The sequence below is a fragment of the Pseudorhodoferax sp. genome, assembly GCF_047601025.1.
In the GTDB taxonomy this organism is placed as follows: Bacteria; Pseudomonadota; Gammaproteobacteria; order Burkholderiales; family Burkholderiaceae_C; genus Pseudorhodoferax.
Genome location: NZ_JASGJZ010000001.1, coordinates 4672298 through 4696472, shown reverse-complemented (window position 1 = coordinate 4696472; position 24175 = coordinate 4672298). Strand labels below are relative to the sequence as shown.

Here is a 24175-nt window from a genome sequence, read left to right as displayed (position 1 = left end):
CCATCACCCGAGTGCAACTCCAGAGTGAGCCGGGTGACACGGGGATCCGAGCGTTCGGCTGCCGTGCATGCCGAGTGACTCTGCGCTGACATTCCATTGCACTGGGGCAAGCAGATGCACCTGTCCAGGCGGCCGTCATGCATGGCCAGGGCGGAAACTTACACCTATGTTTCGATGTCCAACAAAAGCGATGAAACATAGGAGCAGCATGTCCTATGGCAAAACAAGTCGAAAAACTCACGGCGCTCCAAGTTCGCCGTGCTTGCCGTCCCGGCAGGTACGGCGACGGTGGTGGGCTGTACCTGCAGATCACACCGTCAGGTAACAAGAGTTGGATATTTCGGTATGAACGTTTCGGGCGTGAACACAACATGGGCTTGGGCCCTCTCCATACCATCAGCTTAGTAGAAGCCCGGCAGTCGGCTCAACAAGCCAGGAAGTACTTGCTCCAGAACATCGACCCGTTGGCACGCAAGCGCCAGCGCCGTAGACGCCCATCGATCTGGCCGGAGCACAAGCGCTTTGAAGCATGCGCCAAGGAATACATCAAGGAGCACGCGGCAGGCTGGCGCAACGAAAAGCACCAGCAGCAATGGGCGAGCACCATGCGCGACTACGTCTATCCGCACTTCGGTGCGATTGATGTGCTCAGGGTGGATACAGCGGAGGTCCTCAAGGCATTGCGGCCGATCTGGACCACCAAGACAGAGACCGCTACGCGTGTGCGCGAGCGCATCGAGCGAGTGCTGGACTGGGCGACGGTCCACCAGTATCGAGAGGGAAGCAATCCGGCACGCTGGAAGGGGCACCTGGAGGTACTTTTGCCCGCCCCGGCGAAGCTCAGAAGCGTGCGGCATCACGCCGCCTTGCCATTTCAGGAGATCGGCGAGTTCATGGCGGAACTTCGTGAGCAGCGTGGAGTGGCTGCGAAGGCGTTGGAGTTTCTCATTCTCACGGGTTGCCGCTCCGGAGAGGCACTCCGAGCCACCTGGGAAGAGATCGATCTGATCGGTGCGACATGGATCCTTCCAGCCGAGCGGACCAAGGCGGGGAGGGTGCACAGAGTGCCGTTGTCCACGGCTGCGCTACAGGTACTCGCTGCTCAAAAGGGAAAGAGCAGCAGATACGTCTTTCCAGGTGGCACAGACGAAAATCCCCTGTCGTCCATGGCCATGGCCAAGGTGCTGGAGCGCATGGGGTTTGGCGGAGTGAATACGAAGGGACTCCCCCAGTCCCAAGACTGGTGTCCATGCACCAAGATTGACTCGCGGAAGTTCAATCTGAAACGGAAAAAGGGGAAGTCCATGGCGGAGATTACACGGGCGCCGGTGGCGCGGGTAGGGGTGGACCTGTCCAAGCGGGTCTACCAGGTGCATGCAGTCGATGCCGGCGGTCGCGCGGTGATGGCCCGCGCCCTATCGCCGGATCGCTTCTTCGCATGGTGCGCGCAGTTGCCGGCCGGTTGCATCGTGGCCATGGAAACCTGTGGCGGCGCCCACCATGTGGCCCGTCGGCTGCGCCTGCTGGGCCTGGATGCCCGGCTGATCGCTGGCCACTTCGTCACGCCCTACCGCATGGCCGGCAAGAGCGGCAAGAACGACGCCAACGATGCCGCCGCCATCTGCGAGGCCGCAGGCCGACCGCACATGCGCTGCGTGCCGGTCAAGACGGCCGAGCAGCAAGGCCAGCTGGCCGTGCACCGCCTGCGGGAAGGCTTCAAGGAAGAGCGCACCGCGCTGATCAACCGCATCCGCGGCCTGCTCACCGAGTTCGGGCTGGTGTTCGCGCAAGGCCCCGATGCGTTGCGTCTGGTGCTGGCCGGGGGGTGATCGAAGATGCCAGCAACGACATCCCCGGCGTGGCACGGCTGGCCTTGCAGCGTGCACATCTGCACTGGATCGACATCGACCTGCAGATCGCCTGGTGCGACGAGCGCATCGCCGCCCATGTGCGCGCCGATGCGCGGGCCACCAAGGCCGCTGCGCTGCTGGGCATTGGCCCGACCACGGCATCGGCCTTGGTGGCCAGCATCGGCGAGTTTGGGCAGTTCGCCCATGCGCGCCAGTTCGGTGCCTGGCTCGGCCTGGTGCCCAGCCAGAACTCCACCGGTGGCAAGGCCCGGCTGGGAGGCATCACCAAACGCGGCGACGACGACCTGCGCACGCTGCTGATCCAGGGCGCCAAGTCGGCCGTCATGAGCGCAGCCAAACGCAGCGATCGCATCAGCTGCTGGCTGGTGCAACTCAAAGAACGCGTGGGCTGGCAAAAGGCCGTCGTGGCGCTGGCCAACAAGAACGCGCGCATCTTGTGGGCGGTGCTCACGCGCGATGGCGTGTTCGACCCCGACCATGTGCCCGCGATACCAGCGGCGCGGCAAAAGCCGGCGCCGACCTGAAGAGTTGTTCTGAATTGGACGTGCGACAAGCAGATACCCACCACAGGTCAGACCGGCGGCAGGTGAGCTCGATAACCCTGACGTGCTTCAAGCACGACGAGTGAATGGAGTCCTGTCGAGCGGTTCGTATCTGGGGCCTCGGACCAATTGGCCGACACAAGCCCGCCTGTAGATGTGCAGTCTGTCCTTTCGCGGTGGCTTCTGGCTTCATCGTGCGTCTGCGATCAATGAATGCGAATACCGTTGATCAGAAAGAAAGCCTATGAGGTGGTGTTGACGGAGTGGGAAGTCCCTGTAGACGGTTAGCCGAGTGACACCGGGTTGGATCGTTCGGTAGCCGTGTATGCCGAGGTGACTCTCCACTGACATTCCATTGAACTGATCAAGCAGATCAACTCGTTCAAGCCGCTGGCAGAAACATGAGGAACCTAGGGCGTTGGCGGCCGCTCTGTGAAGGTTGCGATTCCATTGGAAGGTCTACATGCCTGCCCGTACCACCGCCAACCAGATTTCCTTCCGCTACCGGTCGGTGGACAGCGCCACCGGCATCACGCGAGAAACCGCCAAGCGTTTGGCCGAGTACCTCGGCGTCGATGAAACGCAGGCAATCCACCGTGCGCTGCACGAACTGGCCGTTCGGGTGCTGCCGCAATACGAGGCCGACGATGGCCCGCTGACGGCGGCTCAGGTCCGCCAAATCAGGAAACGGGTTCCGCAGGGAGCGAAGCGGTCGGTGCGGTCGGGCCTGTTCAGCACGGAGACGGCATGATCCGCTCGCTCCACCGTGCTCGGAGCCGACCCGGCAGCCCCAGCCACATCAGGAAGTCGCGCAGCGGCGCGGGATAGAGGACGCAAGCGTGAACGGGACATGCCTCATTCATAGCCCATGTGCAACTCTTGCGCCTGCTTGGCCCGTTCCTCCATGATCTGCTCGCTCGTCTGGTCGCGCTGGGGAATGCTCCGCTGGCAGCGACAGCTCTGGAACTGAAGCAGCGTTTCCAGCCTTGTGCCCACTGCCCGACCAGATGCCGCGGTGGTGTGCGTGGCAGGATTCCAGACAAGCGCTATCGCTTGCGTCCGCGCGGGGCCAGCAGTTCGGAACGTCCAATGACCTCCCGCTGCGGCTTGGCCGTCTCGGGGGCCGAGAAGCCTGCCTCGGCGATTGCCTGGTCGAGCCCCTTGAACGGGGCTGCCCTCTTGGAACTGCGCAGCGATGACATCCCCTCGTTCCAGGCATGCACCATCTGCTTGGCCGTCTCGCGCCAGCGCAGTTCGTTCTTGCCTGCGCCGATCACTTCCCTACCAACCTCCACCGCCGATTCGCACAGTTGCTCGACCATCTCGGCATAACGGCGTGGCGCGATGCCCAGGCGCGTGTTGAAGAATCGCTCGAGCGCCTTCCCGGCAGCCCAGGTCTGGCGGCCGTCGATCGAGAGCCCGGGCGGATTTGCGGCATAGCGCGGATAGGCTTGCGTGGTCACGATGTCGTAGACCGGCGTGTAGCCGACATCGGAGAGCGAGGTGTAGTACAGCGAAATGTTCTTCGCGTGGCAGTCGGCGTTGCGCACCACGTAGTTCGTCAGCAGGTGCCAGCCCAGGTGTTCCAACTGCGCCCGCACGCGCGCCGGTGGAAGGTAGGCGCGCGTGGCGTTCATAACCTTCTCCGTGGTCGTGGCGTACTTCTCGTGGGGCGGCAGGCCCAACAGGCTGCAGGCATCCTCCAGCCCGTAGGTGGGTACGCCGTTGGCATCGACGTCGAAGCGCTCGACGATCAGGACGCGGCCATCGTCGGACATCTGCGTTCTGGCGACCGGCACCACGTTCAGCCGCTCCAGCACGCGCATGCTGTAGAACTCGTTGAAGCCCAGGTAGGGCGTGTTCTCATCGGAGCCCTTGACGATGTGCCGGCTGGTGCGCAGCGTGGGCTTGCCGACCGGCTCGCGCTGCGTGCCATCAGTGGCCTCGGGCGCGAGAAACTTGGGCACCATGCCGGAGATCGACGCACGGGCGTAGCGACGCACCAGGCCGGCGAAGTGCTCGGTGGCGTTGTCTCCCTTGAGCAGTTGCGCGATGTCCAGCGGTGCCAGATTCTGGCCAGGCGTGGCGCCCTCGGGCGTGACTGTGACACGGCCGATCCCGCTGCCGCCGACCACGGCCAGCAGCGACAGGTCGGTGCCATCGAGCTGGGGGCCGAACTCCTCGCGGATGATGCTCAGCAGATAGCCCTCGGGCAGGTTTTGGCGAAAGAACGGGTGCAGGTCGCGCGGCCAGCGCCAGGGCGCTTTGCGCACGGGCATGGCCAGACTGACGAAGTCCACCTCGGCGGTGCCCGGCAGGTACTTCAGCACATATTCATCGCGTTCGCGGTAGAGCCGCGCGACGAGCCGGCCACAGACCTGGACGTCCAGCCTCACGGCGTGTCATCCTGCCGCTGCTCGGCGAGGATGTCCTCGACGGTGCGGGCATGGCCCAGCTTCACGGCCTTCAGGTCGTACCCTGCGGCTTCAAGCAACCGGACCAGGGCAGACACGCTCATGTCGCCTTTGGCCACGGTCTCCATGCGGGCGACGGTCGTGCGCGAGACACCCGCACGCTGGGCCAGTTCGCCCTGGCTGAGACCTGCCTTCTTGCGGGCGTCTTTCAGCATTTCGGCGACGTCGAGGAGTGTGGTCATGTGTCTGATGGGGTACAAAAATAGGCTAATTGAGTGAAATTGTAGCCCATAGGATATTTTTTAAAGCTTTCTAGGCGAGTGCGACAGATGCCAGCTCAGTAGAAACACCTCCTGGTTTCGGTCGGCTGTGGCATCACCCTCCGCTTCGGCGGTGGAAAAGGGCACTCGGCGTCGAATCATGTCAGCTAGCAAGTGATCCGCTCAGCAGCCCAGGGCGAGCACCGCGTGCCCACTGCGGCGGGCGCTCGTTTCCGTATGAGGGCTGCTGCCATTTGCCATCCCACCACAGGAAAGCCGTCTTCTCCTGGGCGCCGCCCCGTGGCGCGACGCCGACGACGCACATCGCCAAGCTTCCGCTCAGCCTGATGGGCGGCCGATAGGCCGACTTCACGACTTCGGTGGACAACGAATGGCTGTGCCTCCGGCTGCTGAAGGCCTACGAATTGGGCGTCGCCACGGCCCACATCGCGACCTTCGGCAAGCAACGCGTGCTCGTAGTGGAGCGCTTCGACCGGCGCACCGCGCCCGATGGAAGATGTTTGATGCGCCTGCCCCAAGAGGACTTCTGCCAGGTGGAGGGCTGCTCACCGCTGCGCAAGTAGGAAAACGAAGGTGGTCCGGGCCTGAGGGCATCATTCTCGACGCTGCGCCAATCGCAGAACGCCGAGGCGAATATGCGGACCCTGATGACCGCGCAGGCGCTGTTCTGGCTCTTGCGCGCCCCGGACAGCCATGCCAAGAACTTCAGCATCCAGATCCTCCCGGGCGGGTGCTTCCAACTGACCCCGCTCTACGACATGATGTCTGCCTACCCGGTTCTCGGCGGCGGCCCGAACCAGTAGTCTCCTCGGGAGATCAAGCTGGCCATGGCCCTACTCGACAAGAACAGGCACTACGAGATGTTCGGAGTCCAGCGCCGCCACTTCCATGGCACGGCGCAGAAGGTCGGCTATGCCCCCAACGCCGAGCCCATCATTGAGGACATCCTCGCGCGCACGCCTGCCGCCATTGCAGCGGTGCAGGCGGCGTTGCCCCCCGGCTTCTCTGCGCGCGTTGCTAACGCAGTACTCGGTGGGCTCGCGCAGGCGGCCGCCGCTCTTGAGGCGACACCCGCAACTTAGCGAGCACGACAGCCTGCGTAGCCCCAGCATCCTACCCAACCAGCACTGCGAGCCTTCGCAAGGGGGTGGAGCTGAACAAGTCCGTCGCCGCGCCGCCGTTACCCTCCTGCTTGATCCACGCATGGAACGTCTACGACCCTCCAGGCGGAGATGCGCGCGGAGATTTTGCGCGGCGCCGGGAATGTTCCGTCCAGGCCGACAATGGCGCCATCGCGCCGCTCAGCGAAGGCGTGGGAAACAGCCAGGCTGTGGCATGATTTGCTGCGTGGGTGTAGTTTGATGCGCGTGATTCATCGACGAGGTTGGCGATTGCAACATCATGTCGTGCCACATTGTGTCAAGCAAGCCCACTGGTTTTGACGGTATCTCTGACGGTACGAAGGAACTCGAGAATCGCTGGAACCCGCATAAACACTGGGTGTGTGGGTCTAGTGAATAACCGAGTGGGAGTGAGATATGGAAATTTCTCTTTTTAAATCAACAGCTTACGACAAATTTCAAAGATAGTTCACTGGCGTCTCAATCCTTATAAGCTATTGATCTCAAAGGAATCTTCCTCGGTACCTCCTGCACGTCAGGGGCTGTCAGATGAAGGTTTTGACGGCATGGCTGGCGATACGAACGTACCCATCACTGCCGGGCAGCGCATCGTGCTGCTGGCCAACGGTCACGCATCGCTGGAGAACCCGGACTTCGACCCGGCCCCGGTGGTCAAGCTGTTCACGCCGGACGGCGGCGCGACCTGGCTGTTGAACGAGATTGATCCCGATGACCACGACCACGTTTTCGGTCTTTGCGACCTGGGGCTGGGGATGCCGGAACTCGGCTGGGTCAGCTGGAACGAACTGGCGAACGTGCGCGGTGGGCCGGGCGCTGCCGATCGAGCGCGACCTGTCTTTCCAGGCCAAGAAGCGGTTGAGCGCCTATGCGCGCGACGCTCGGCTGGCCGGGCGCATCGTTGTCTGATCCGGCCAAAGGGGTACCTTCGCGTGCCCCTACCGCGCAAGCTCAGTGCGGTCTCTTTTCGTCGGGACGCAAGGTCAACACCTGCACACCGCTCCCGGTGACGGCGACGGTGTGCTCGCACTGCGCGGACAGTCGTCCGTCGCACGTGACCACCGTCCAACCATCCTCTTCGGTTCGGACGGCACGCCGTCCTTGGTTCACCATCGGCTCGATGGTGAACACCATGCCTTCCCGTAGCACCAGGCCCGTTCGCGGCTTGCCCCAGTGCAGCACCTGCGGCTCCTCGTGCATCTCGCGCCCGATGCCGTGTCCGCAGTATTCCCGGACGATCGAATAGCCATTCCTGCGGGCGTGCCGCTCGATGGCGTGGCCCACGTCGCCGAGCGTCGCGCCTGGACGGACGGCCTGGATGCCTTTCCACATCGCTTCGTAGGCCACCTGCACGAGTCGTCGGGTCGGCTGCGACACCTCGCCCACCAGATAGGTCTTGCTGGAATCGGCGATATAGCCGTTCTTCTCCAGCGTGATGTCGAAGTTGACGATATCCCCGTCGTGCAGGATGTCTGCGGTGGATGGAACGCCGTGGCAGACCACGCTGTTGGGGGAGGCATTGAGCGCGTAGGCGTACCCGTACTGGCCCTTGCTGGCCGGGCGGGCACGGAGTTCATGGACGATGAGGTCATCGACCAGCTCGTTGACCTGCATGGTGGACATGCCGATCAGGCTCAACCCGTCGAGATGGCCGAACACCTGCGCCAGCAGCCGGCCCGACTCCGCCAGCAGTGCGATTTCCTCCGGCCGTTTGGTCATGGCGATGCCATCTTGAGGGGTTGCGCCGCAACGCCTGCGGCCCGCAACTCACCGGCAACGATGTCGTTGAAGCTCTGCGTCGGGTTCATTTCGCACAGCATGCCGATCCTGATCCAGAAGGCCGCCTGCGCGTTGATTGACCGGCACGACACGGCGCTTGCCTTGCGCAGTTGGTCGTGCAGGTCGTCGTCGATGTTCACGATGCCCATGCTGCGAACTCTATATGGAACATATATGAATCATATAGTCCGATCGCTGCTGGTGCAACCGACCTTCGCGGAACGACCAGAAGCCGTGTTTTCGTGCCGTCCCGTTCAACTAGGCGTTCGCCCTCCAGGGGAACGATCCGGTGCAACTCGTGCCAGCGGCGAATGGTGCGTCGAAAGGGAAGGGGGACAGCGTCTCGTAGGCTGCCGTGCGTGGCAAGGGAAGCGAATGGCCTGGCGTTGGCGCCGGCCGCATGGGATTCCATGCATGATCGACCCACCGGGGGGGGCGTCAGTGCGGGGTCAGAAACTGCCCTATGCGCTGTAGTTCCTCGTCCAGCGCGCTGCGGAAGGTTGCGCCCTGCGGCGCCGTGCCGGCCGCGTAGCCGAATAGCGGGTGCCAGGCTGCCTTCGCTCACCGACACGTTGGCCCAGCCGATCACCCGGTCACGCCGGAGCATGGGCAGTGCGTAGCAGCCGAACCGGCGCTGGGCCGGTGGTGTGTAGGCCCCGAACTTGTACGTCCAGCCCCAGAGCAGCGTGAAGCGGCGCCGGTCCCAGACCACCGGATCGAAGGGGGCGAGCAGGCGCAGGCGGTCATCGGTGGCGTAGCGGCGCGAGCGCGGGTTTTCGTCGGCGGGCCAGTACCAGGGGATTCCATCGATGCGGCAACTGCCCGGATGCTCGCGTGCCAGCCGCAGCGCTGCCTGGGTCTGTGCCGTCAGGTGCGGTGTGCGCCGTAGCCGAGCAGCCGCACCAGGTGGGTCAGGCTGGCGGCCAGCAGCGGCGCGTACTTGCGCACCACCAGGTCGATCAAGGCGGTGGCGCGCCGGGCACTTCCGGCGGAGCTGCCGTCCGCGGGCGGGTGTGCCGCCGCTTCGTAGACGCGTGTGCCGCTGTCGCGCCGCTTGACCCGCAGCAGGCCGCGGTAGTGCATGCCATCGAGCAACTGCGGGCTGGCGTTGCTCGAACCGCCCCAATGCTGGATCGCGGCCGGCAGCGTGGTCGGCGTGCGCAGAGTGCACGCGACCGCGTAGCGGCGCAGGTCTTCGAGGCTCGGTTCCGTGGGCACGTGGGCATTGAAGCACAGGGAGGAAACGCCGCTCGAGTTGCGACTGCTGGACGTCCCAGGCCAGGAAACATGGCCGGTCGCGCTGTCGTGCGCGTAGCGCACCGAGCCCCTTGCGGGGCTGCGTCTCTGTTGGGCTTCCATCATTCCCGCGCTCCGCTCGGCTGACGCCTCCTGGCCGGCTTCGCGGCTTTCGGGTGCTCAAGTCCGGGATCGAGAGCGCACCGGTGTCCCACCGCCTGCCCGAGCGCATTCGCGCACCCCAGCATCTTCTTCATGGCGCTGGTGCTGCCCGCGTGATGCGCCAGCGCCTGCGCCATGCCGGCAGCGCGCTGTCACCCGAGGCAGCGCTGCAGCAGGTGTGCATCGACCAGGCCGCGCCGATCGCCGGCATCATCACCATCCACACCGAGCAGGCCGGCACGCTGGCCGCATCGAAGAGCAAGAAGCCCTCGCTCCACACCCAGCTCCCCCTTCTGCAGTGGCGCGTTTTGACCGTGGCCTATACAGATCAATGCATTGGCACAGTTGGTGTCGAACTCGGAGACTCCCAGCGAGCGGCAGAGCGAGAACTCCTCCACGTTGTCAGGCACTGGAGCACCGTTGCATTCCAACGATTTCTCCCGCACTCCAGCGGGATGCCGTGCGGGCTTCTTTCAGCGCGCCAGCAGCGCTTCGACGCCCTGCAGGTCCTCAGGCCGCAGCGTGCCGTTGGCCTGGCGCAGCCGCAGGCCGCCCAGCAGCACGTTGTAGCGCGCCTGGGCCAGGTCGCGCTTGGTCTGGTAGAGCTGGCTCTGCGCGTTCAGCACGTCGATGTTGATGCGTACGCCGACCTGGTAGCCGAGCCGGTTGGCGTCCAGCGCGCTCTGGCTGGAGGCTTCGGCCGCTTCCAGGGCGGCGACCTGGCCCTTGCCGGACACCACGCCGAGGTAGGCCGAGCGGGTGTTCTGCACCACGGTGCGGCGTGCGGCCTCCAGGTCGGCGCCGGCCTTCTCTTCGAGCGACAGCGTCTCGCGCACGCGGTTCTGCACCGAGAAGCCGGCGAACAGCGGCACCGTCAGCTGGACGCCGACGGTTCCCTGGTTGCTGCGCGTGCCGTAGCCGAAGCCGGTGTTCGGACTGCCCTGGGGATTGCGGCTGACGCCGTAGCTGGCCTGCAGGTCCAGCGTGGGCTTGTGGCCGGCGCGGGCCTTGTCGGTCTCCAGCCGGGCCACGTCCAGCGCCAGCAGCGCCTGCTGCACGGCGGGGTGCCCGGCCTCGGCCTGCTGCGCCAGGCTTTCCGCGTCGCCCGGCAGCGCCGGCAGCGGCACCGGCTGCACCAGCGGCACGGGCGTGGTGTCGCGCCGGCTGACCACGGTGTCCAGCGCCAGCTTCTTCACGCGTAGGTCGTTCTCGGCCGCGATCTCCTGGGCCTGCACCAGGTCGTGCCGGGCCTGGGCCTCGCGCGTGTCGGTGATGGTGGCGGTGCCGACCTCGAAGTTGCGGCGCGCCGAGGCCAGCTGCTCGCCCACGGCGGCCTTCTGCGCCTGCACGAAGGCCAGCGTGTCCTGCGCGGCCAGTACGTCGAAATAGGCCTGGCTGACCCGGATCACCAGCTCCTGCTCGGCCACCAGCAGCTGCGCGCGGGCGATGTCGGCGAGCTTCAGGCCCTGCTCGTAGCCGGCCAGGTTGGCCGGGCGGTACAGCGGCTGCGTCGCGCCGACGGTGGCGGTCAGCCCGGTGTACGTGCGGTCCAGCGGCGGCATGGTGCTGTCGTAGCTGTTGCGCGTGGCGCCCGCGGACAGGTTGACGCTGGGCAGCAGCAGCGCGCGCGCCTGGTCGGCCTTGGCCAGGTCGGCGTCGTACTGGGCGCGCGCGGCCTGGTAGGTCGCGTCGCTGGCACGCGCGGCCTCGTACAGCTGCACCAGCGTCTGCGCCTGCAGCGGGGCGGCGGCCAGCAGGGCGGCCAGGGCGGCGAGGCGCCGGCGCGGCGCCGTTCTTCGGAAGGGGGAGGCGGGCGGCATGTCCGGAGCGGGGCGTCAGAAGTTGTGAGCGCATCGATCGCGCCCACGACGGGGTGCGCCGGGCCCCGGTTGTAGGCGCAGGCCGCCGCCCGGATGGGTGCCGGGGCCAGGGCTGCAACGCCCGCATGGAGCCTGGCGCGCCCCGGCCCGCAGGGCGAGGCCCCGGGCATGGCATTGGCGATGCGAGTGGGCGCTCATCGGAGGCCTTGCGTGGACGGGAGGGATGCGTTCACAGCTTCTCAATAGCGCGGAACGCCCGGGTCGCGCTGCAGCGACCAGGCGTCGATGCCGCCGCTGAGGTTGGCGACGTGCGCGAAGCCCTGCTGCGCCAGGAACTGCGCCACGCGCAGGCTGCGCGCGCCGTGGTGGCACAGGCAGGCCACCGGCTGGTCCGGGTCGAGCTCGGCCAGGCGGGCCGGGATCTCGCCCATCGGGATGGCCAGCAGCGTGAAGCCCTCGGGGCGGACGCTGGCCACGGCCAGTTCCTGCGGTTCGCGCACGTCGAGCACCGTGACCGTGCCGTGCGGCGCCTTGTGCCGTTGCCAATCGGCCAGGCCGGCCGGGGAGACGTGGTCGATCATCGGTGCCGCGGGCCTCATCAGAACTGGAAGGCCGAGGGTTCGGGGAAGTTCAGCAGGCGCGGCACGATGGCGTCCCAGGGCGTGGCCGTCTCGTAGCGGCCGTCGCCGGCATGGGTGATGACCTGGGCGCGCATGATGGGCTCGCTGCCGGCGATGGCGAACAGCCGGCCGCCGGGCTTGAGCTGCGCCAGCAGCGCCTGCGGCACGGCGGCGACGGAGCCGCTCAGCAAGATGGCGTCGAACGGGCCGTGCGCGGCGGCACCCTGGGCACCGTCGGCGTGGCGCACCTCCACGTTGGAGATGCCGGCCGCGCGCAGGTTGGCACGTGCGGTCTCGGCCAGCCCGGCATGGATCTCCAGGGTCAGCACGTGCTCGGCCAGGTGGGCCATCAGCGCCGCGCTGAAGCCCGAGCCGGTGCCGATCTCCAGCACGCGGTCGGTCGGGGCCAGCCGCAGGTCCTGCACGCTGCGGGCTTCCACGCGCGGGGCCAGCATGCACTGGCCCAGGCGCAGCGCCTCCTCGTGCGGGGTCAGCAGCGGCACTTCCGTGTCGACGAAGGCCAGCGCCCGCAGCGCGGGCGGCGTGAAGTCCTCGCGGCGGACCTGCTGCAGCAGCTCCAGCACGGCCGGATCCAGCACGTCCCAGGGGCGGACTTGCTGCTCGATCATGTTGAAGCGGCTGAGTTCGATGTCGGCGGGGCTCATGGTGTAGGCGTGGGACATGGCGCAGGGCAATCGGGGGAGAGTGCGGATTCTAGAGGGGTGGTCCGCGGCCGCCGTCACCGTCCCAGGCGCAGGGCCAGCCATTCGCGCAGGATCTGCTGCGAGGCCGATAGGCCGTAGGCCGAGGGCAGCCACTCCAGCAGCGGGCGCTGCAGCGGCACCACGAAGCCCATCGGCGCCGGCAGCACCGCCAGGCCGGCCGCCTCGAAGGCGCGCACCGAGCGCGGCATGTGCCAGGCGCTGGTGACCAGCGCGATGCGCTCGACGCCGTCGCGCTGCAGCAGCGCCGCCATGTTGCGGGCGTTCTCGAGGGTGTCGCGCGAGGCGCCTTCGGCCCAGCGCAGCGGCGCGCTGCCGGCGCGCGCCAGCAGGCGGGCCACGGCGTCGGCCTCGTCCGGATGCCCGGCCTCGCCGGCATTGGCCCAGCCCACGCCGCCGGAGAAGCCCAGCGGCAGGTCGCTCTCGCGGGCCAGCCAGCTGCCGTACAGCGCGCGTGCAGCCGTGTGGCTCGACGGCAGCGGACCTTCGAATTCCGGCACGCGCGGATACAGTCCGCCACCCAGCACCACCACCGCCTGGATGTGCTGCGCCTGCAGTCGGGCCGCGGCCTGGGCCTGCGGCAGCGCCGTGAACTGCGGCAGCAGCGCCTGCGACAGCCGCACCGCCACCGCGTTGCAGCTGAGCAGCCACAGCGCCGCCAGTCCCGCCAGCGCCAGCGCACGGCCGGCGCGGCGCCAGCGCCGTGCGAGCAGCCAGCCGAACAGGACGAGCAGCAGCAGGCCGGCCGGCGGCAGGACCAGCGTGGAGAGGATGGGTCGCCATTCCGCAGGATGCATGGGGCGCGCATTCTGTCATCCGGCCACGGCACAATGCCGCCCTTGATTCGACGAAGGACGAGACCATGGCGACGACGGAGACCATCACGCTGGGCGGTGGGTGCTTCTGGTGCACCGAAGCCGTGTTCAAGGAAGTGCGTGGCGTGCTCGACGTCGAAAGCGGCTACGCCAACGGCACCGTGCCGCAGCCGAGCTACGAGCAGGTCTGCACCGGCGGCACCGGCTGCTGCGAGGTGGTGCGGCTGCAGTTCGATCCCGCCCAGGTCACGCTGCGCGAGATCCTGGAGATCTTCTTCGTGGTGCACGACCCCACCACGCCGAACCGCCAGGGCAACGACGTGGGCACGCAGTACCGCAGCGGCATCTACGTCGAGCGCGAGGAGCAGGCCGCCGTGGCGCGCGAGCTCATCGCCGAGCTGCAGGCGCAGCCCGGCATGCCGCCGGTCGTGACCGAGGTCCTGCCGCTGGCCAGCTACTGGCCGGCCGAGGACTACCACCAGGACTTCTTCGAGAAGAACCCGCACCAGGGCTACTGCATGGCCGTGGCCGTGCCCAAGGTGGCCAAGTTCCGCCAGACCTTCGCCCGCCTGGCCCGGTGATGCGGGCTGCCGCCATGCGCACACACAGGCCGGGCTGGCTGCTCGGCCTGCTGCTGTGCGCCTGGCTGGCGGCCCAGACGCTGGGCCTGGCCCACCGCGAACTGCACGCGCCGGCCCCGGGCGCCGCGGCCCAGGTGGCGGGCGCGCACGGCGACGCGTTCCACGCCGCCGGCTCGGACTGCCGGCTGTACGACCAGGCCGGCCTGGCCGACCTGCTGGCCTGCGCCGCCCTGCCGGACCTGCCGGCCGCCGCCATACCCGTGCCGGCCGCGTTGCCGCGGCCGGCGCTGCGCGCCCGCCCGGCGCCGCCGTTCCACGCCCGCGGCCCGCCCGCGCCTCGCTGACTCCACCCGCCACGCGGCTGCGCGCCCCGTCCTGCACGGGACGCGCGTGCCGCCGCATTGTTTTCCCGGATTCGACGAGGCCCTTTTCATGCCCCATACCTTCCCGCGCAGCGCGCTGGCCGCCGCCGTCGCCTGCACCACGCTGGCCTGCTGGAGCCAGACCCCGACCTCCACGCTGCAGGAGGTCACCATCACCGGCAACCCGCTCGGCTCGACCGATGTCGTCGCGCCGACCACCCGCCTCGAAGGCGACGAACTGCTGCTGCGCCGCCAGGGCACGCTGGGCCAGACGCTGGACGGCCTGCCCGGCGTGAGCAGCACCTATTTCGGGCCGAACGCCAGCCGGCCGGTGATCCGCGGCCAGGACGGCGACCGCATCCGCGTGCTGCAGAACAGCGGCGCGATGCTGGACGCCTCGGGCCTGAGCTTCGACCACGCCGTGCCGTCCGACCCGCTGACGGTCGAGCGCGTCGAGGTGCTGCGCGGCCCCGGCGCGCTGCTGTACGGCGGCAGCGCCGTCGGCGGCGTGGTCAACCTGATCGACAACCGCATCCCGCGCAGCGCGCTGTTCGGTGCCGCGGGCGGCGTGACCGGCGCGGCCGAGGCCGGCGTGTCCACCGGCGACCACGGGCGCGACGGCGCGCTGCTGCTCGAAGGCGGCAACGACCGCTATGCGCTGCATGCCGACGTCAGCAGCCGCCGCACCCGCGACGTGGCCGTGCCGCTGGCGCTGCCGTGCACCCAGCCCGGCCACGAGGGCGAGGCGCACCGCATCTGCAATTCCGCCAGCGACACGCAGAGCGGCGCCGTCGGCGGCTCGGTGTTCTTCGACCACGGTTACCTCGGCGCCTCGGTCTCGGACTACCGCAGCGACTACGGCACCGTGGCCGAGGACGCGGTCACGATCGGCATGCGCTCGCGCCGCTACGCGCTGCAGGGCGAATGGCGCAACCTGCCGGGCTGGATCCGCGGCGTCAAGTTCCAGGCCGCGCACACGCGCTACCACCACACCGAGTTCGAGGGCGACGAGGCCGGCACACGCTTCCGCAACACCGGCAACGACCTGCGGCTGGAGGCCCGCCACGCGCCGCTGGGCCCGCTGGAAGGCGTGATCGGCCTGCAGCTGGACGCCAACCGCTTCGCCGCCGAGGGCGAGGAGGCCTTCGCGCCGCCCAGCCGCACCCGCCAGCAGGCGCTGTTCCTGGTGGAGGAGTTGCCGACCAGTTGGGGCAAGTGGACGCTCGGTGCGCGCACCGAGCGGGTGCGCGTGCGCTCGGACGGCAGCAGCGACCCGGACGTGACGCGCTTCGCCGCCGGCGAGCGCCGCTTCGATCCGCTGAGCCTGGCGGCCGGCGCGCTGGTGAAGCTGACGCCGCAGTGGCAGTTCACCGCCAACCTGGCGCACAGCCAGCGCGCGCCGCGCGACTACGAGCTGTTCGCCAACGGCCCGCACCTGGCCACGGCCGCCTGGGAGACCGGCGACCCCGGCCTGCGCAAGGAGAAGTCCGACAGCCTGGACCTGGGCCTGGCCTGGCAGGACGGCCCGCACAAGGCCGCGCTGAACGTCTACACCAGCCGCTTCTCGAACTACATCGGCCTGGTCGACACCGGCCACACCCGCAGCGTGGACGGCACGCTCGACCCGGAAGATGCCGACGAGGCGCTGGCCGACATGCGCTACGCCGGCGTGCGTGCGCGCTTCACCGGCGCAGAGGCCAGCGGCACCGTGCGCCTGCTGGGCGCCGGCGGGCTGGGGCGGGCCGCCGGCGGCGGGCAGCTGGACCTGCTGTGGCGTGCCGACCTCGTGCGCGCGACCAACCGGGACAGCGGCGAGCCGCTGCCGCGCATCGCGCCCGCGCGGGTCGGGACCACGCTGGCCTGGACCAGCGGCCCGTTCGGCGCGCAGATCGGCATGGACCATGTGCGGGCCCAGCGCCGCGTGCCATCCACCGGCCAGCGCGCCACCGACGGCTACACGCTGTGGAACGCCGCGCTGAGCTGGCGCATGCCGCTGGGCGGTGCGGAGCTGACCTGGTTCGCGCGCGTGGACAACCTGACCGACGAACTGGCCTACAGCGCCGTCTCGGTGCTGACGACCACGGCCTTCCCGAAGGCGCCGCTGCCCGGGCGCAGTGCGCGGCTCGGTGCGCGGCTGACGTTCTGATCGCGGACGCGCGCCCCGGGGTGGCCCTGTTCAGAAGGAGTGCATGCGTCGATCGCGGCCACGACGGGGCGCGGCGGGCCGCAGGCCGCCGCCCTGGCCGGGGACGCCAGGACAAGGACTGCGACGCCCGCGTGCGGCCCGGCGTGCCCCGGCCCGCAGGGCGCGGCCCGACGAGCGCCGGTGGTGCGAGAAACAGGTGGTTGCCGGGGCGCGCGTGGGCGAGAGCGGTTCGTTCACGCTTTCTCAGGCCCCGCGGAAGCAGGACAGGCCCCAGGGCGTGAGCTTGACCGGCAGGTGGTAGTGCCGGTCGGTGTCGGCGATGGCGAAGCGGAACACCTGCACGCCCATGAACGGCGGCTCGGGCAGGGCGGTGCCGCGGGCCCGGTAGTAGTCGGCCACGTGCAGCCGCAGCTCGTACTCGCCGGCGCCCAGCGGCTCGGGCACGCCTTCGATGGCGTCCACCAGGCCGTTGCCGGCCACCTTGCCCGACACCACCTCGCGCCACCGGCCCTCGGCGCAGTGCAGCACGTCGACGCGCATGTCGCGTGCGACACGTCCGTTGGCGACATCGACGACGTGGACGGAGAGGGTCTGCATGGCGTGGAGCGGTGGTGGCGACGCGGCGCATTCTAGGAAGGTGGGGACGGCGGCCGGAGTAAGCTCCGCGCCCGTGCCGCATCCCGTCGTTTCCGCGCTGTCACCCGTCGTGCTGCTGATCCTGGCCGGCTTCGTGGCCGCGCGGCGCGGCTGGGTCGGCACCGGCTCGGTCAAGGACCTGTCGAACCTGGTGTTCCACCTGCTGGCACCGGCGTTGCTGTTCCGCTCGCTGGCGGTGGCCGAGCCGGGCAGCTTCGACCTGCTGCCGGTGCTGGCCTATTTCCTCGCCGCCGGCCTGATCTTCGCGGGCACGCTGTGGCGCTGCGGCTTCGGCCGCCGCGCGACCGTGCTGGCCATGGCCAACACCTACAGCAACTCGGTCGGGATCGGCATCCCGCTGATCGGGCTGGCCTACGGGCCGGCCGGGCTGGTCACGCTGCTGGCGCTGGTCTCGCTGCACTCGGTGCTGCTGCTGACCAGCGCGACGCTGGCGATCGAGATCGCCGTGGCGCGCGAAAGCGGGGCGCAGGAGCGTGCGCCGCACCTGCTGCGCACGCTGGCCGAGGCCGTGCGCAAGACGCTGCTGCATCCGGTGCCGCTGCCGATCCTGGCCGGCGTGCTGTGGGCGCGGACCGGCTGGGGCCTGCCGCCGCTGGTCGACCAGACGCTGGCGCTGCTGGGCCAGGCCTTCGCGCCGCTGGCGCTGGTGCTGGTCGGCGTGACGCTGGCGCGGACCGCCATCGCTGGCCACTGGCGCGGTGCGCTCGGGCTGGCGCTGGCCAAGAACCTGCTGCACCCGGCGCTGGTCTGGGGCTTCGCCACGCTGCTGGGCATCGACGGCCTGCCGCGCACCGTGATCGTCGTGGCGGCGGCGCTGCCGATCGGCGCCAACGTGTTCCTGTTCTCGCAGCGCTACGGCGTGGCCGAGGCCGAGGTGACGGCGGCCGTGGGCGTGTCCACGCTGCTGGCGCTGGCCACGGTGTCGCTGGTGATGGCGCTGGCGTAGGCGCGCGGGGGGCTTCGGGAAACCCCTGATGCGCAAACGTTAGCGCAAACGTTTTGCCATGCCTATATTCGCCGGTTCGAGCATTACGAGACCAAGGAGAGGCAGATGCGCATCGAACGACGCAAGGTGGCCGGGGCGCTGGCCCTGGCCGGGGTGCTGGCGGCCACGCCCACGTGGGCCCAGAGTCCGCCGAAGGTGGCGTTGGTGATGAAGTCGCTGGCCAACGAGTTCTTCCTGACGATGGAAGAAGGCGCCAAGGCGCACCACAAGGAGCACGCCAAGCAGTACACGCTGCTGGCCAACGGCATCAAGGACGAGACCGACGCGGCCGCGCAGATCCGCATCGTCGAGCAGATGGTGGCGCAGAAGGTCGACGCGCTGGTGATCGCGCCGGCGGACTCCAAGGCGCTGGTGCCGGCGATCAAGGCGGCGGCCGACAAGGGCGTGCTGATCGTCAACATCGACAACCGGCTGGACGCGGCGGCGCTGCAGGAAAAGGGCCTGCGCGTGCCCTTCGTCGGCCCGGACAACCGCGCCGGGGCGAAGCTGGTGGGCGAGGCGCTGGCCAAGACGCTGAAGGCCGGCGACAAGGTGGGCATCATCGAAGGCGTGTCCACCACCTTCAACGCGCAGCAGCGCACGCTGGGCTACCAGGACGCGATGAAGGCCGCCGGCATCACCGTGGTGGGCGTGCAGTCGGGGCAGTGGGAGATCGACAAGGGCAACCAGGTGGCCTCCAGCATGCTGCGCGAGCACCCGGACCTCAAGGCGCTGCTGGCCGGCAACGACTCGATGGCGCTGGGGGCGGTGGCGGCGGTCAAGGCCGCGGGCAAGACCGGCAAGGTGGCGGTGGTGGGCTACGACAACATCAGCGCCATCAAGCCCATGCTCAAGGACGGGCGCGTGCTGGCCACGGCCGACCAGTTCGCGGCCAAACAGGCGGTGTTCGGCATCGAGACGGCGCTCAAGGCCCTGGCCGACAAGACCCCGCAGAGCGCCATGCCCGCGGAGATCAAGACCGACGTCGTCCTCGTCACCCGCGACTCGAAGTAGGCACCAGGCATGGCAGAACAGCCGGTGCTGGCGCTGCAGGGCGTCGGCAAGGACTATGCCGCGACGGTGCTCGACGGCGTCGACCTCGAGTTGCACGCCGGCCAGGTGCTGGCGCTGACCGGCGAGAACGGCGCCGGCAAGAGCACGCTGTCCAAGATCGTCTGCGGCCTGGTCGCGCCCACGCGCGGCAGCATGCGCCTGGCCGGCCAGCCGTTCGCGCCGCGCTCGCGCCGCGAGGCCGAGGCGCAGGGCGTGCGCATGGTGATGCAGGAGCTGGGCCTGGTGCCGACGCTGACGGTGGCCGAGAACCTGCTGCTGGGCCGGATGCCGCACCGCGCCGGCTGGCTGCAGCGCGGCCGCCTGCGCGCGCTGGCCGAGCGCCAGCTGGCGCGCATCGGCCTGACCGACATCGACCCGGACACGCCGGTCGCGCGCCTGGGCATCGGCCACCAGCAGATGGTGGAGATCGCGCGCAACCTGCAGGACGACACGCGCGTGCTGATCCTCGACGAGCCGACCGCGATGCTGACCGGGCGCGAGTCCGAGCGGCTGTTCGCCCAGATCGCGCAGCTCTCGGCCGCGGGCGTCGCGCTGGTCTACGTCTCGCACCGGCTGGAAGAACTGCGCCGCATCTGCGACCGCGTGGCGGTGCTGCGCGACGGCCGGCTGGTCGACGCGCGGCCGATGGCCGGCGTCAGCGAGGCCGACCTGGTGCAGCGCATGATCGGCCGCGCGCTGGAAGACGAGGGCGAGCGCCCGCGCCGTCCGTCCGGCGCGCTGAAGCTGCGCGTGCGCCATTTGAGCCGCGGCCACGCGGTGCGCGACGTCAGCCTGGACCTGCATGCCGGCGAGGTGCTCGGCATCGCCGGCCTGGTCGGCTCCGGCCGCACCGAGCTGCTGCGGCTGATCTACGGCGCCGACCGCGCCGACCAGGGCAGCGTCGAGCTGCTGCAGGACGGCCAGCCCGTGCCGCGCTGGTCCAGCCCGATCGAGGCCGTGCGCCGGCGCATCGGCCTGGTCAGCGAGGACCGCAAGTCCGAGGGCCTGCTGCTGCCGCAGCCGATCCGCGTCAACACCACGCTCAGCGACCTGCAGGCCGTGGCGCGCGGCGGCTGGCTGCAGCCGGGCCGCGAGCGCGAGGTGGTGCGCGCCCTGGTGCGCAAGCTGCGCGTGCGCTGCCGCGACGAGGAACAGCCGGTGGGCGCGCTGTCGGGCGGCAACCAGCAGAAGGTGGTGTTCGCGCGCTGGCTGCACCGCGACTGCGAGGTGCTGCTGCTGGACGAACCCACGCGCGGCGTGGACGTCGGCGCGCGCGCCGACCTGTATGCCGAGCTGGACCGCATGGCCGCCGACGGCCGCGCGCTGCTGGTCGTCTCCAGCGACCTGCGCGAGCTGACCGGGCTGTGCGACCGCATCGGCGTGATGAGCGGCGGCCGGCTGGTGCGCGTGTTCGAGCGCGGCGAATGGACCGAACAATCCCTGCTGGCAGCCGCGTTCAGCGGCGTCGGCGAACAACGACCCGAGGAGACGGCCGCATGAATGTCGCCACCCCTGCGCCGCGCGGCGGCTTCGGCGCCCAGTTCGGCACCTACCTGGGCCTGGCCATCGTATTGGTCGGCATGGTCGCGCTGTTCAGCGGCCTGTCCGAATACTTCTTCACGGCCGACACCTTCGTCGCCATCGTCAACGAGATCCCGGCGCTGGCGGTCATGGCGGTCGGCATGACCTTCGTGCTGATCATCGCCGGCATCGACCTGTCGGTCGGCTCGGTGCTGGCGCTCAGCGCCGCGCTGTCGGCGATGGCCGTGCTGCAGTGGGGCTGGAACCCGCTGGGCGCCGCGCTGCTGGGCCTGGGCGCCGGCGCGCTGTGCGGCCTGGTGCTGGGTTCGGTCTCGGTGGCCTGGCGGCTGCCGTCCTTCATCGTCTCGCTGGGCATGCTGGAGGTGGTCCGCGGCTCGGCCTACCTGGTCACGGGCTCGCGCACGCAGTACGTGGGCGAGCGCATCGCCGGCCTGGCGGCGCCGCTGGTCGGCGGCGTCTCGGTGGCCTTCCTGCTGGCCGTGGCGCTGGTCATCGTCGGCCAGCTGGTGCTGACGCGCACGGTGTTCGGCCGCAGCGTGGTCGGCATCGGCACCAACGAGGAGGCGATGCGCCTGGCCGGCGTAGACCCGCGGCCGGTGCGCATCATCGTCTTCACGCTGACCGGCCTGCTGGCCGGCCTGGCCGGACTGATGCAGGCCGCGCGCATGGAGGCGGCCGACCCGAACGCCGGCCAGGGCATGGAGCTGCGCGTGATCGCCGCCGTGGTGATCGGCGGCACCAGCCTGATGGGCGGGCGCGGCTCGGTCGTCAACACCTTCATCGGCGTGCTGATCATCGCGGTGCTGGAGGCCGGGCTGGCCCAGGTCGGCGCCAGCGAGCCGAGCAAGCGCATCATCACCGGCTGCGTGATCGTGGTCGCGGTGATCATCGACACCCTGCGCCAGCGGCGCGCGAGCAGGGGCTGACGATGGCCACGATCAAGGACGTGGCGCGGCAGGCGGGCGTCTCGGTGACCACGGTCTCGCACGTGGTCAACAAGACCCGCTTCGTCAGCGCGCAGGGCCGCGCGCGGGTGGAGCAGGCCATCCGCGACCTGGGCTACGTGCCCAGCGCGGTCGCGCGCAGCCTGCAGCGCAGCGCCACCCACACGCTGGGCATGCTGATCCCGAACAGCTCGAACCCGTACTTCGCCGAGATCGTGCGCGCCATCGAGGACCGCTGCTTCGGTGCCGGCTACAACCTGCTGCTGTGCAACACCGACGACGAGCCGCGCCGCCAGGGCCGCGTGCTGCAGGTGCTGGCCGAGCGCCGCGTCGACGGGCTGGTCGTCGTCTCCTCGGGCGACGACCCGGCGCTGCCCGGCCTGCTGGGCGGGGTGCACGTGCCCACGGTGATGGTGGACCGCGAGATCGACAGCCTGCCCTGCGACCTGGTCGAGACCGCGCACATGCAGGGCGCGCTGCTGGCCGTGCAGCACCTGGCGACGCTGGGCCACCGCCGCATCGCCTGCATCGGCGGGCCGGCCGGCGTGGCCACGGCCGGCCAGCGGGCCGAAGGCTGGCGCATGGCGCTGGCCGGCCTGGGGCTGTCCGGCGCGGGCCTGCTGCATGCGAGCGACTTCACCAGCGAGGGCGGCTATGCGGCGATGCACGCGATCCTGCGCCAGGCGCCGCGGCCCAGCGCCGTGTTCGTGGCCAACGACCTGATGGCCATCGGCGCGCTGTGCGCCGCGCACGAATGCGGCGTGGCCGTGCCGGACGAGCTGTCGCTGGTCGGCTTCGACGACATCGAGCCGGCGCGCTTCACTTGCCCGCCGCTGACCACCGTCGCGCAGCCCAAGCGGCGCATCGCCAACCTGGCGGTGGACATGCTGCTCGAACGCATCCAGGGCCGCCGCCAGGAGCCACGCAAGGTCGTGCTGCAGCCCGAGCTGCGCGTGCGCGCATCCAGCGCATCGTTCCGCGAGGGGGCGCCATGACGCAGACACCCGCCATCGTCGTGCTCGGCAGCCTGAACATGGACCTGCTGCTGCGCGTGCCCCGCGTGCCCGGGGCCGGCGAGACGCTGCTGGGCCATTCGCTGCAGCTGCTGCCCGGCGGCAAGGGCGGCAACCAGGCCGTCGGCTGCGCGCGCCAGGGCGCCCGGGTGCGGCTGCTGGCGCGCATCGGCCGCGACGCCGACGGCCAGGCGCTGCGCGAGGCGCTGGCGCGCGACGGCATCGCGCTCGACGCGCTGCAGCAGGACGAAACCGAGCCCACCGGCCGCGCGCTGGTCATGCTCGAGGACTCGGCGCAGAACCGTATCGTCGTGCTGCCCGGCGCCAACGCTCGCCTGGCGCTGGACGATGCCGCGCTGGCGCGGCAGCTGCAGGGCGCGCAATACCTGGTGACGCAGCTGGAGACGCCGCTGCCGGTGGTGCTGCAGGCCGTGGCCGCCGCGCGCCGCGCCGGCTGCAAGGTGATGTTCAACCCCTCGCCGATGCTGCCGCTGCCCGACGCGCTCTGGCCGCAGATCGACACGCTGGTGCTGAACGAGGTCGAGGCCGCGGCCTACGCCGGCGGCGAGGTCGCGACGCCGGCGCAGGCCGCCGCGGCCGGCCGTGCGCTGCGCGCGCGCGGCGTCGCGCAGGTGGTGGTCACGCTGGGCGCGCTCGGCGCCGTGACGGTGGAGCAGGGCGGCTGCCGCTTCCAGCCGGCGCTGCGGGTGCGGGCCGTCGACACCACGGCCGCCGGCGACACCTTCACCGGCGCGCTGGCGGTGGCGCTGGCCCAGGGCAGCAGCCTCGCGCAGGCGGCTGCGCGCGGCGTGCGCGCGTCGGCGGTCTGCGTGACGCGCATCGGCGCGCAGGTGTCGATCCCGACGGCGGCCGAGGCCGATGCGCAGCCCGAAGCACTGCCGGCGCAGGACCTGCCATGAAGCGTGGCCCGCTGCTGCATGCCGAGCTCTCGCGGCTGATCGCCGGCATGGGCCATGGCGACCTGCTGGTCATCGGCGACGCCGGCCTGCCGATCCCGGCGGGGCCGCTGCGCATCGACCTGGCCGTCACGCGCGGCGTACCGCGCTTCGCCGATGTCTTGCAGGCCGTGCTCGCCGAACTGCAGGTCGAGCGCGCGGTGGTCGCGCAGGAGGCCTGCACGCCGGGCCAGGGCCGGCCGCCGCCCTGGTGCGATGCCTTGCAGCCGGTGGTGCCGCAATGCGTGCCGCACGCGCAGTTGAAGCAGCTGTGCCTGGGCGCCAAGGCCATGGTGCGCACCGGCGAGTGCACGCCCTACATGAACGTGCTGCTGTACGCGGGCGTGGTGTTCTGACCCCTCCGGCCATCTGGCGGATGGTCTTGCGAAAGCGCGACAGCGACAGCGCGAACAGCACGGCGCCGATCGCCGTCAGCCGGAGGAACGGCTGCCAGACCACCGCGATCCCGGCGCCGCGGCAGCGGATGGCCTGGCCGATCGCGCCGTCGCGGCCTATCGCGCCCGCGACCGGTTCG

23 protein-coding genes and 5 pseudogenes are annotated in these 24175 nt (G+C 69.7%); 16 read left to right on the top strand and 12 right to left on the bottom strand.

Annotated elements, in window-relative coordinates; translation table 11 throughout:
• Positions 1 to 215 precede the first annotated feature (215 nt).
• The 3 genes and pseudogenes from QM782_RS21770 to QM782_RS21760 form a co-directional block, all read left to right on the top strand.
• A pseudogene (locus QM782_RS21770) lies at positions 216 to 1187 on the top strand (tyrosine-type recombinase/integrase); the annotation flags it as partial.
• A gap of 117 nt (positions 1188 to 1304) precedes the next feature.
• Positions 1305 to 2395, top strand: a pseudogene (locus tag QM782_RS21765) (IS110 family transposase).
• 481 nt (positions 2396 to 2876) lie between these two features.
• Positions 2877 to 3164 carry a hypothetical protein gene (locus tag QM782_RS21760; protein ID WP_415204955.1) on the top strand — a complete coding sequence of 96 codons (288 nt, stop codon included), beginning with the start codon at positions 2877 to 2879 and terminating at the stop codon, positions 3162 to 3164.
• Between the two features lie 295 nt (positions 3165 to 3459).
• Here the strand turns inward: QM782_RS21760 and QM782_RS21755 are convergent, their stop codons facing one another.
• Both QM782_RS21755 and QM782_RS21750 read right to left on the bottom strand, forming a co-directional pair.
• Positions 3460 to 4809 carry a type II toxin-antitoxin system HipA family toxin gene (locus QM782_RS21755; protein ID WP_415204954.1) on the bottom strand — a complete coding sequence of 450 codons (1350 nt, stop codon included), beginning with the start codon at positions 4807 to 4809 and terminating at the stop codon, positions 3460 to 3462.
• Entirely contained in the window at positions 4806 to 5069 is a 264-nt protein-coding gene (locus tag QM782_RS21750) for a helix-turn-helix domain-containing protein (RefSeq protein WP_415204953.1), read from the bottom strand. Before QM782_RS21750 ends, QM782_RS21755 begins: the two co-directional genes overlap by 4 nt.
• 305 nt (positions 5070 to 5374) lie before the next feature.
• Between QM782_RS21750 and QM782_RS21745 the strand changes: the two are divergent.
• Together QM782_RS21745 and QM782_RS21740 are read left to right on the top strand one after the other, a co-directional pair.
• Positions 5375 to 6190, top strand: a pseudogene (locus QM782_RS21745) (HipA domain-containing protein); the annotation flags it as partial.
• 605 nt (positions 6191 to 6795) lie between these two features.
• Positions 6796 to 7156: pseudogene (locus QM782_RS21740) on the top strand (DUF2958 domain-containing protein).
• Positions 7157 to 7198: 42 nt separating this feature from the next.
• Here QM782_RS21740 and map read toward each other — a convergent pair.
• From map to QM782_RS21720, 4 genes are read right to left on the bottom strand one after another with little or no spacing between them, the layout of a single operon-like run.
• Entirely contained in the window at positions 7199 to 7966 is a 768-nt protein-coding gene (map, locus tag QM782_RS21735; RefSeq protein WP_415204952.1) for a type I methionyl aminopeptidase, read from the bottom strand.
• Positions 7963 to 8175 (bottom strand): ParD-like family protein, encoded by a 213-nt coding sequence (locus QM782_RS21730; RefSeq protein ID WP_415204951.1) that lies wholly within the window; start codon positions 8173 to 8175, stop codon positions 7963 to 7965. The genes map and QM782_RS21730 overlap by 4 nt, the downstream gene beginning before the upstream one ends.
• A complete protein-coding gene (locus tag QM782_RS21725; protein WP_415205702.1) occupies positions 8163 to 8873 on the bottom strand; it encodes a DNA glycosylase AlkZ-like family protein in 711 nt (236 codons plus the stop codon). The genes QM782_RS21730 and QM782_RS21725 overlap by 13 nt, the downstream gene beginning before the upstream one ends.
• A gap of 20 nt (positions 8874 to 8893) precedes the next feature.
• Entirely contained in the window at positions 8894 to 9244 is a 351-nt protein-coding gene (locus QM782_RS21720; RefSeq protein WP_415204950.1) for a DNA glycosylase AlkZ-like family protein, read from the bottom strand.
• 182 nt (positions 9245 to 9426) lie between these two features.
• On the opposite strand from QM782_RS21720, the pseudogene QM782_RS21715 reads away from it, so the two are divergent.
• Positions 9427 to 9603, top strand: a pseudogene (locus QM782_RS21715) (IS1634 family transposase); the annotation flags it as partial.
• Here QM782_RS21715 and QM782_RS21710 read toward each other — a convergent pair.
• The 5 genes from QM782_RS21710 to QM782_RS21690 all read right to left on the bottom strand — a co-directional run bounded on the left by QM782_RS21710 (position 9577) and on the right by QM782_RS21690 (position 13383).
• Entirely contained in the window at positions 9577 to 9834 is a 258-nt protein-coding gene (locus tag QM782_RS21710) for a hypothetical protein (RefSeq protein ID WP_415204949.1), read from the bottom strand. The pseudogene QM782_RS21715 and the gene QM782_RS21710 sit on opposite strands and share 27 nt — an antisense overlap.
• Positions 9835 to 9897: 63 nt before the next feature.
• The gene (locus tag QM782_RS21705) at positions 9898 to 11244 is read right to left on the bottom strand and encodes a TolC family outer membrane protein (RefSeq protein WP_415204948.1); all 1347 of its coding nucleotides are present in this window, start codon (positions 11242 to 11244) and stop codon (positions 9898 to 9900) included.
• 239 nt (positions 11245 to 11483) lie between these two features.
• Positions 11484 to 11825, bottom strand: a complete 342-nt coding sequence (locus QM782_RS21700; RefSeq protein WP_415205701.1) for a rhodanese-like domain-containing protein — start codon at positions 11823 to 11825, stop codon at positions 11484 to 11486.
• Between the two features lie 17 nt (positions 11826 to 11842).
• Complete coding sequence (locus tag QM782_RS21695; protein ID WP_415204947.1) at positions 11843 to 12547, bottom strand: protein-L-isoaspartate O-methyltransferase family protein; 705 nt, start codon at positions 12545 to 12547, stop codon at positions 11843 to 11845.
• 56 nt (positions 12548 to 12603) lie between these two features.
• Positions 12604 to 13383, bottom strand: coding sequence for a YdcF family protein (locus QM782_RS21690; protein WP_415204946.1), 780 nt, complete (start codon positions 13381 to 13383; stop codon positions 12604 to 12606).
• Between the two features lie 65 nt (positions 13384 to 13448).
• Here QM782_RS21690 and msrA point away from each other — a divergent pair, with 65 nt between their 5' ends.
• The 3 genes from msrA to QM782_RS21675 all read left to right on the top strand — a co-directional run bounded on the left by msrA (position 13449) and on the right by QM782_RS21675 (position 16490).
• Positions 13449 to 13982 (top strand): peptide-methionine (S)-S-oxide reductase MsrA, encoded by a 534-nt coding sequence (gene msrA / locus QM782_RS21685; protein ID WP_415204945.1) that lies wholly within the window; start codon positions 13449 to 13451, stop codon positions 13980 to 13982.
• Between the two features lie 14 nt (positions 13983 to 13996).
• Positions 13997 to 14326, top strand: coding sequence for a hypothetical protein (locus tag QM782_RS21680; protein WP_415204944.1), 330 nt, complete (start codon positions 13997 to 13999; stop codon positions 14324 to 14326).
• Positions 14327 to 14414: 88 nt separating this feature from the next.
• Complete coding sequence (locus QM782_RS21675; protein ID WP_415204943.1) at positions 14415 to 16490, top strand: TonB-dependent receptor; 2076 nt, start codon at positions 14415 to 14417, stop codon at positions 16488 to 16490.
• A gap of 243 nt (positions 16491 to 16733) precedes the next feature.
• On the opposite strand, the gene QM782_RS21670 is transcribed toward QM782_RS21675, so the two are convergent.
• The gene (locus QM782_RS21670; protein ID WP_415204942.1) at positions 16734 to 17087 is read right to left on the bottom strand and encodes a hydroxyisourate hydrolase; all 354 of its coding nucleotides are present in this window, start codon (positions 17085 to 17087) and stop codon (positions 16734 to 16736) included.
• A 73-nt stretch (positions 17088 to 17160) separates the two neighbouring features.
• On the opposite strand from QM782_RS21670, the gene QM782_RS21665 reads away from it, so the two are divergent.
• From QM782_RS21665 to rbsD, 7 genes are all read left to right on the top strand, one after another.
• Positions 17161 to 18093: an AEC family transporter gene (locus QM782_RS21665; protein WP_415204941.1), complete on the top strand. Its 933-nt coding sequence runs from the start codon at positions 17161 to 17163 to the stop codon at positions 18091 to 18093.
• Positions 18094 to 18198: 105 nt separating this feature from the next.
• Positions 18199 to 19146, top strand: coding sequence for a sugar ABC transporter substrate-binding protein (locus QM782_RS21660; RefSeq protein WP_415204940.1), 948 nt, complete (start codon positions 18199 to 18201; stop codon positions 19144 to 19146).
• Positions 19147 to 19155: 9 nt separating this feature from the next.
• Positions 19156 to 20685 carry a sugar ABC transporter ATP-binding protein gene (locus QM782_RS21655; RefSeq protein ID WP_415204939.1) on the top strand — a complete coding sequence of 510 codons (1530 nt, stop codon included), beginning with the start codon at positions 19156 to 19158 and terminating at the stop codon, positions 20683 to 20685.
• Complete coding sequence (locus QM782_RS21650) at positions 20682 to 21653, top strand: ABC transporter permease (protein ID WP_415204938.1); 972 nt, start codon at positions 20682 to 20684, stop codon at positions 21651 to 21653. Before QM782_RS21655 ends, QM782_RS21650 begins: the two co-directional genes overlap by 4 nt.
• Positions 21654 to 21655: 2 nt before the next feature.
• On the top strand, positions 21656 to 22666 hold the full coding sequence (locus QM782_RS21645) for a LacI family DNA-binding transcriptional regulator (protein WP_415204937.1): 1011 nt from the start codon (positions 21656 to 21658) through the stop codon (positions 22664 to 22666).
• Positions 22663 to 23604 (top strand): ribokinase, encoded by a 942-nt coding sequence (gene rbsK, locus QM782_RS21640; RefSeq protein WP_415204936.1) that lies wholly within the window; start codon positions 22663 to 22665, stop codon positions 23602 to 23604. The genes QM782_RS21645 and rbsK overlap by 4 nt, the downstream gene beginning before the upstream one ends.
• Positions 23601 to 23996, top strand: coding sequence for a D-ribose pyranase (rbsD, locus tag QM782_RS21635; RefSeq protein ID WP_415204935.1), 396 nt, complete (start codon positions 23601 to 23603; stop codon positions 23994 to 23996). Before rbsK ends, rbsD begins: the two co-directional genes overlap by 4 nt.
• Positions 23997 to 24175: the final 179 nt, after the last annotated feature.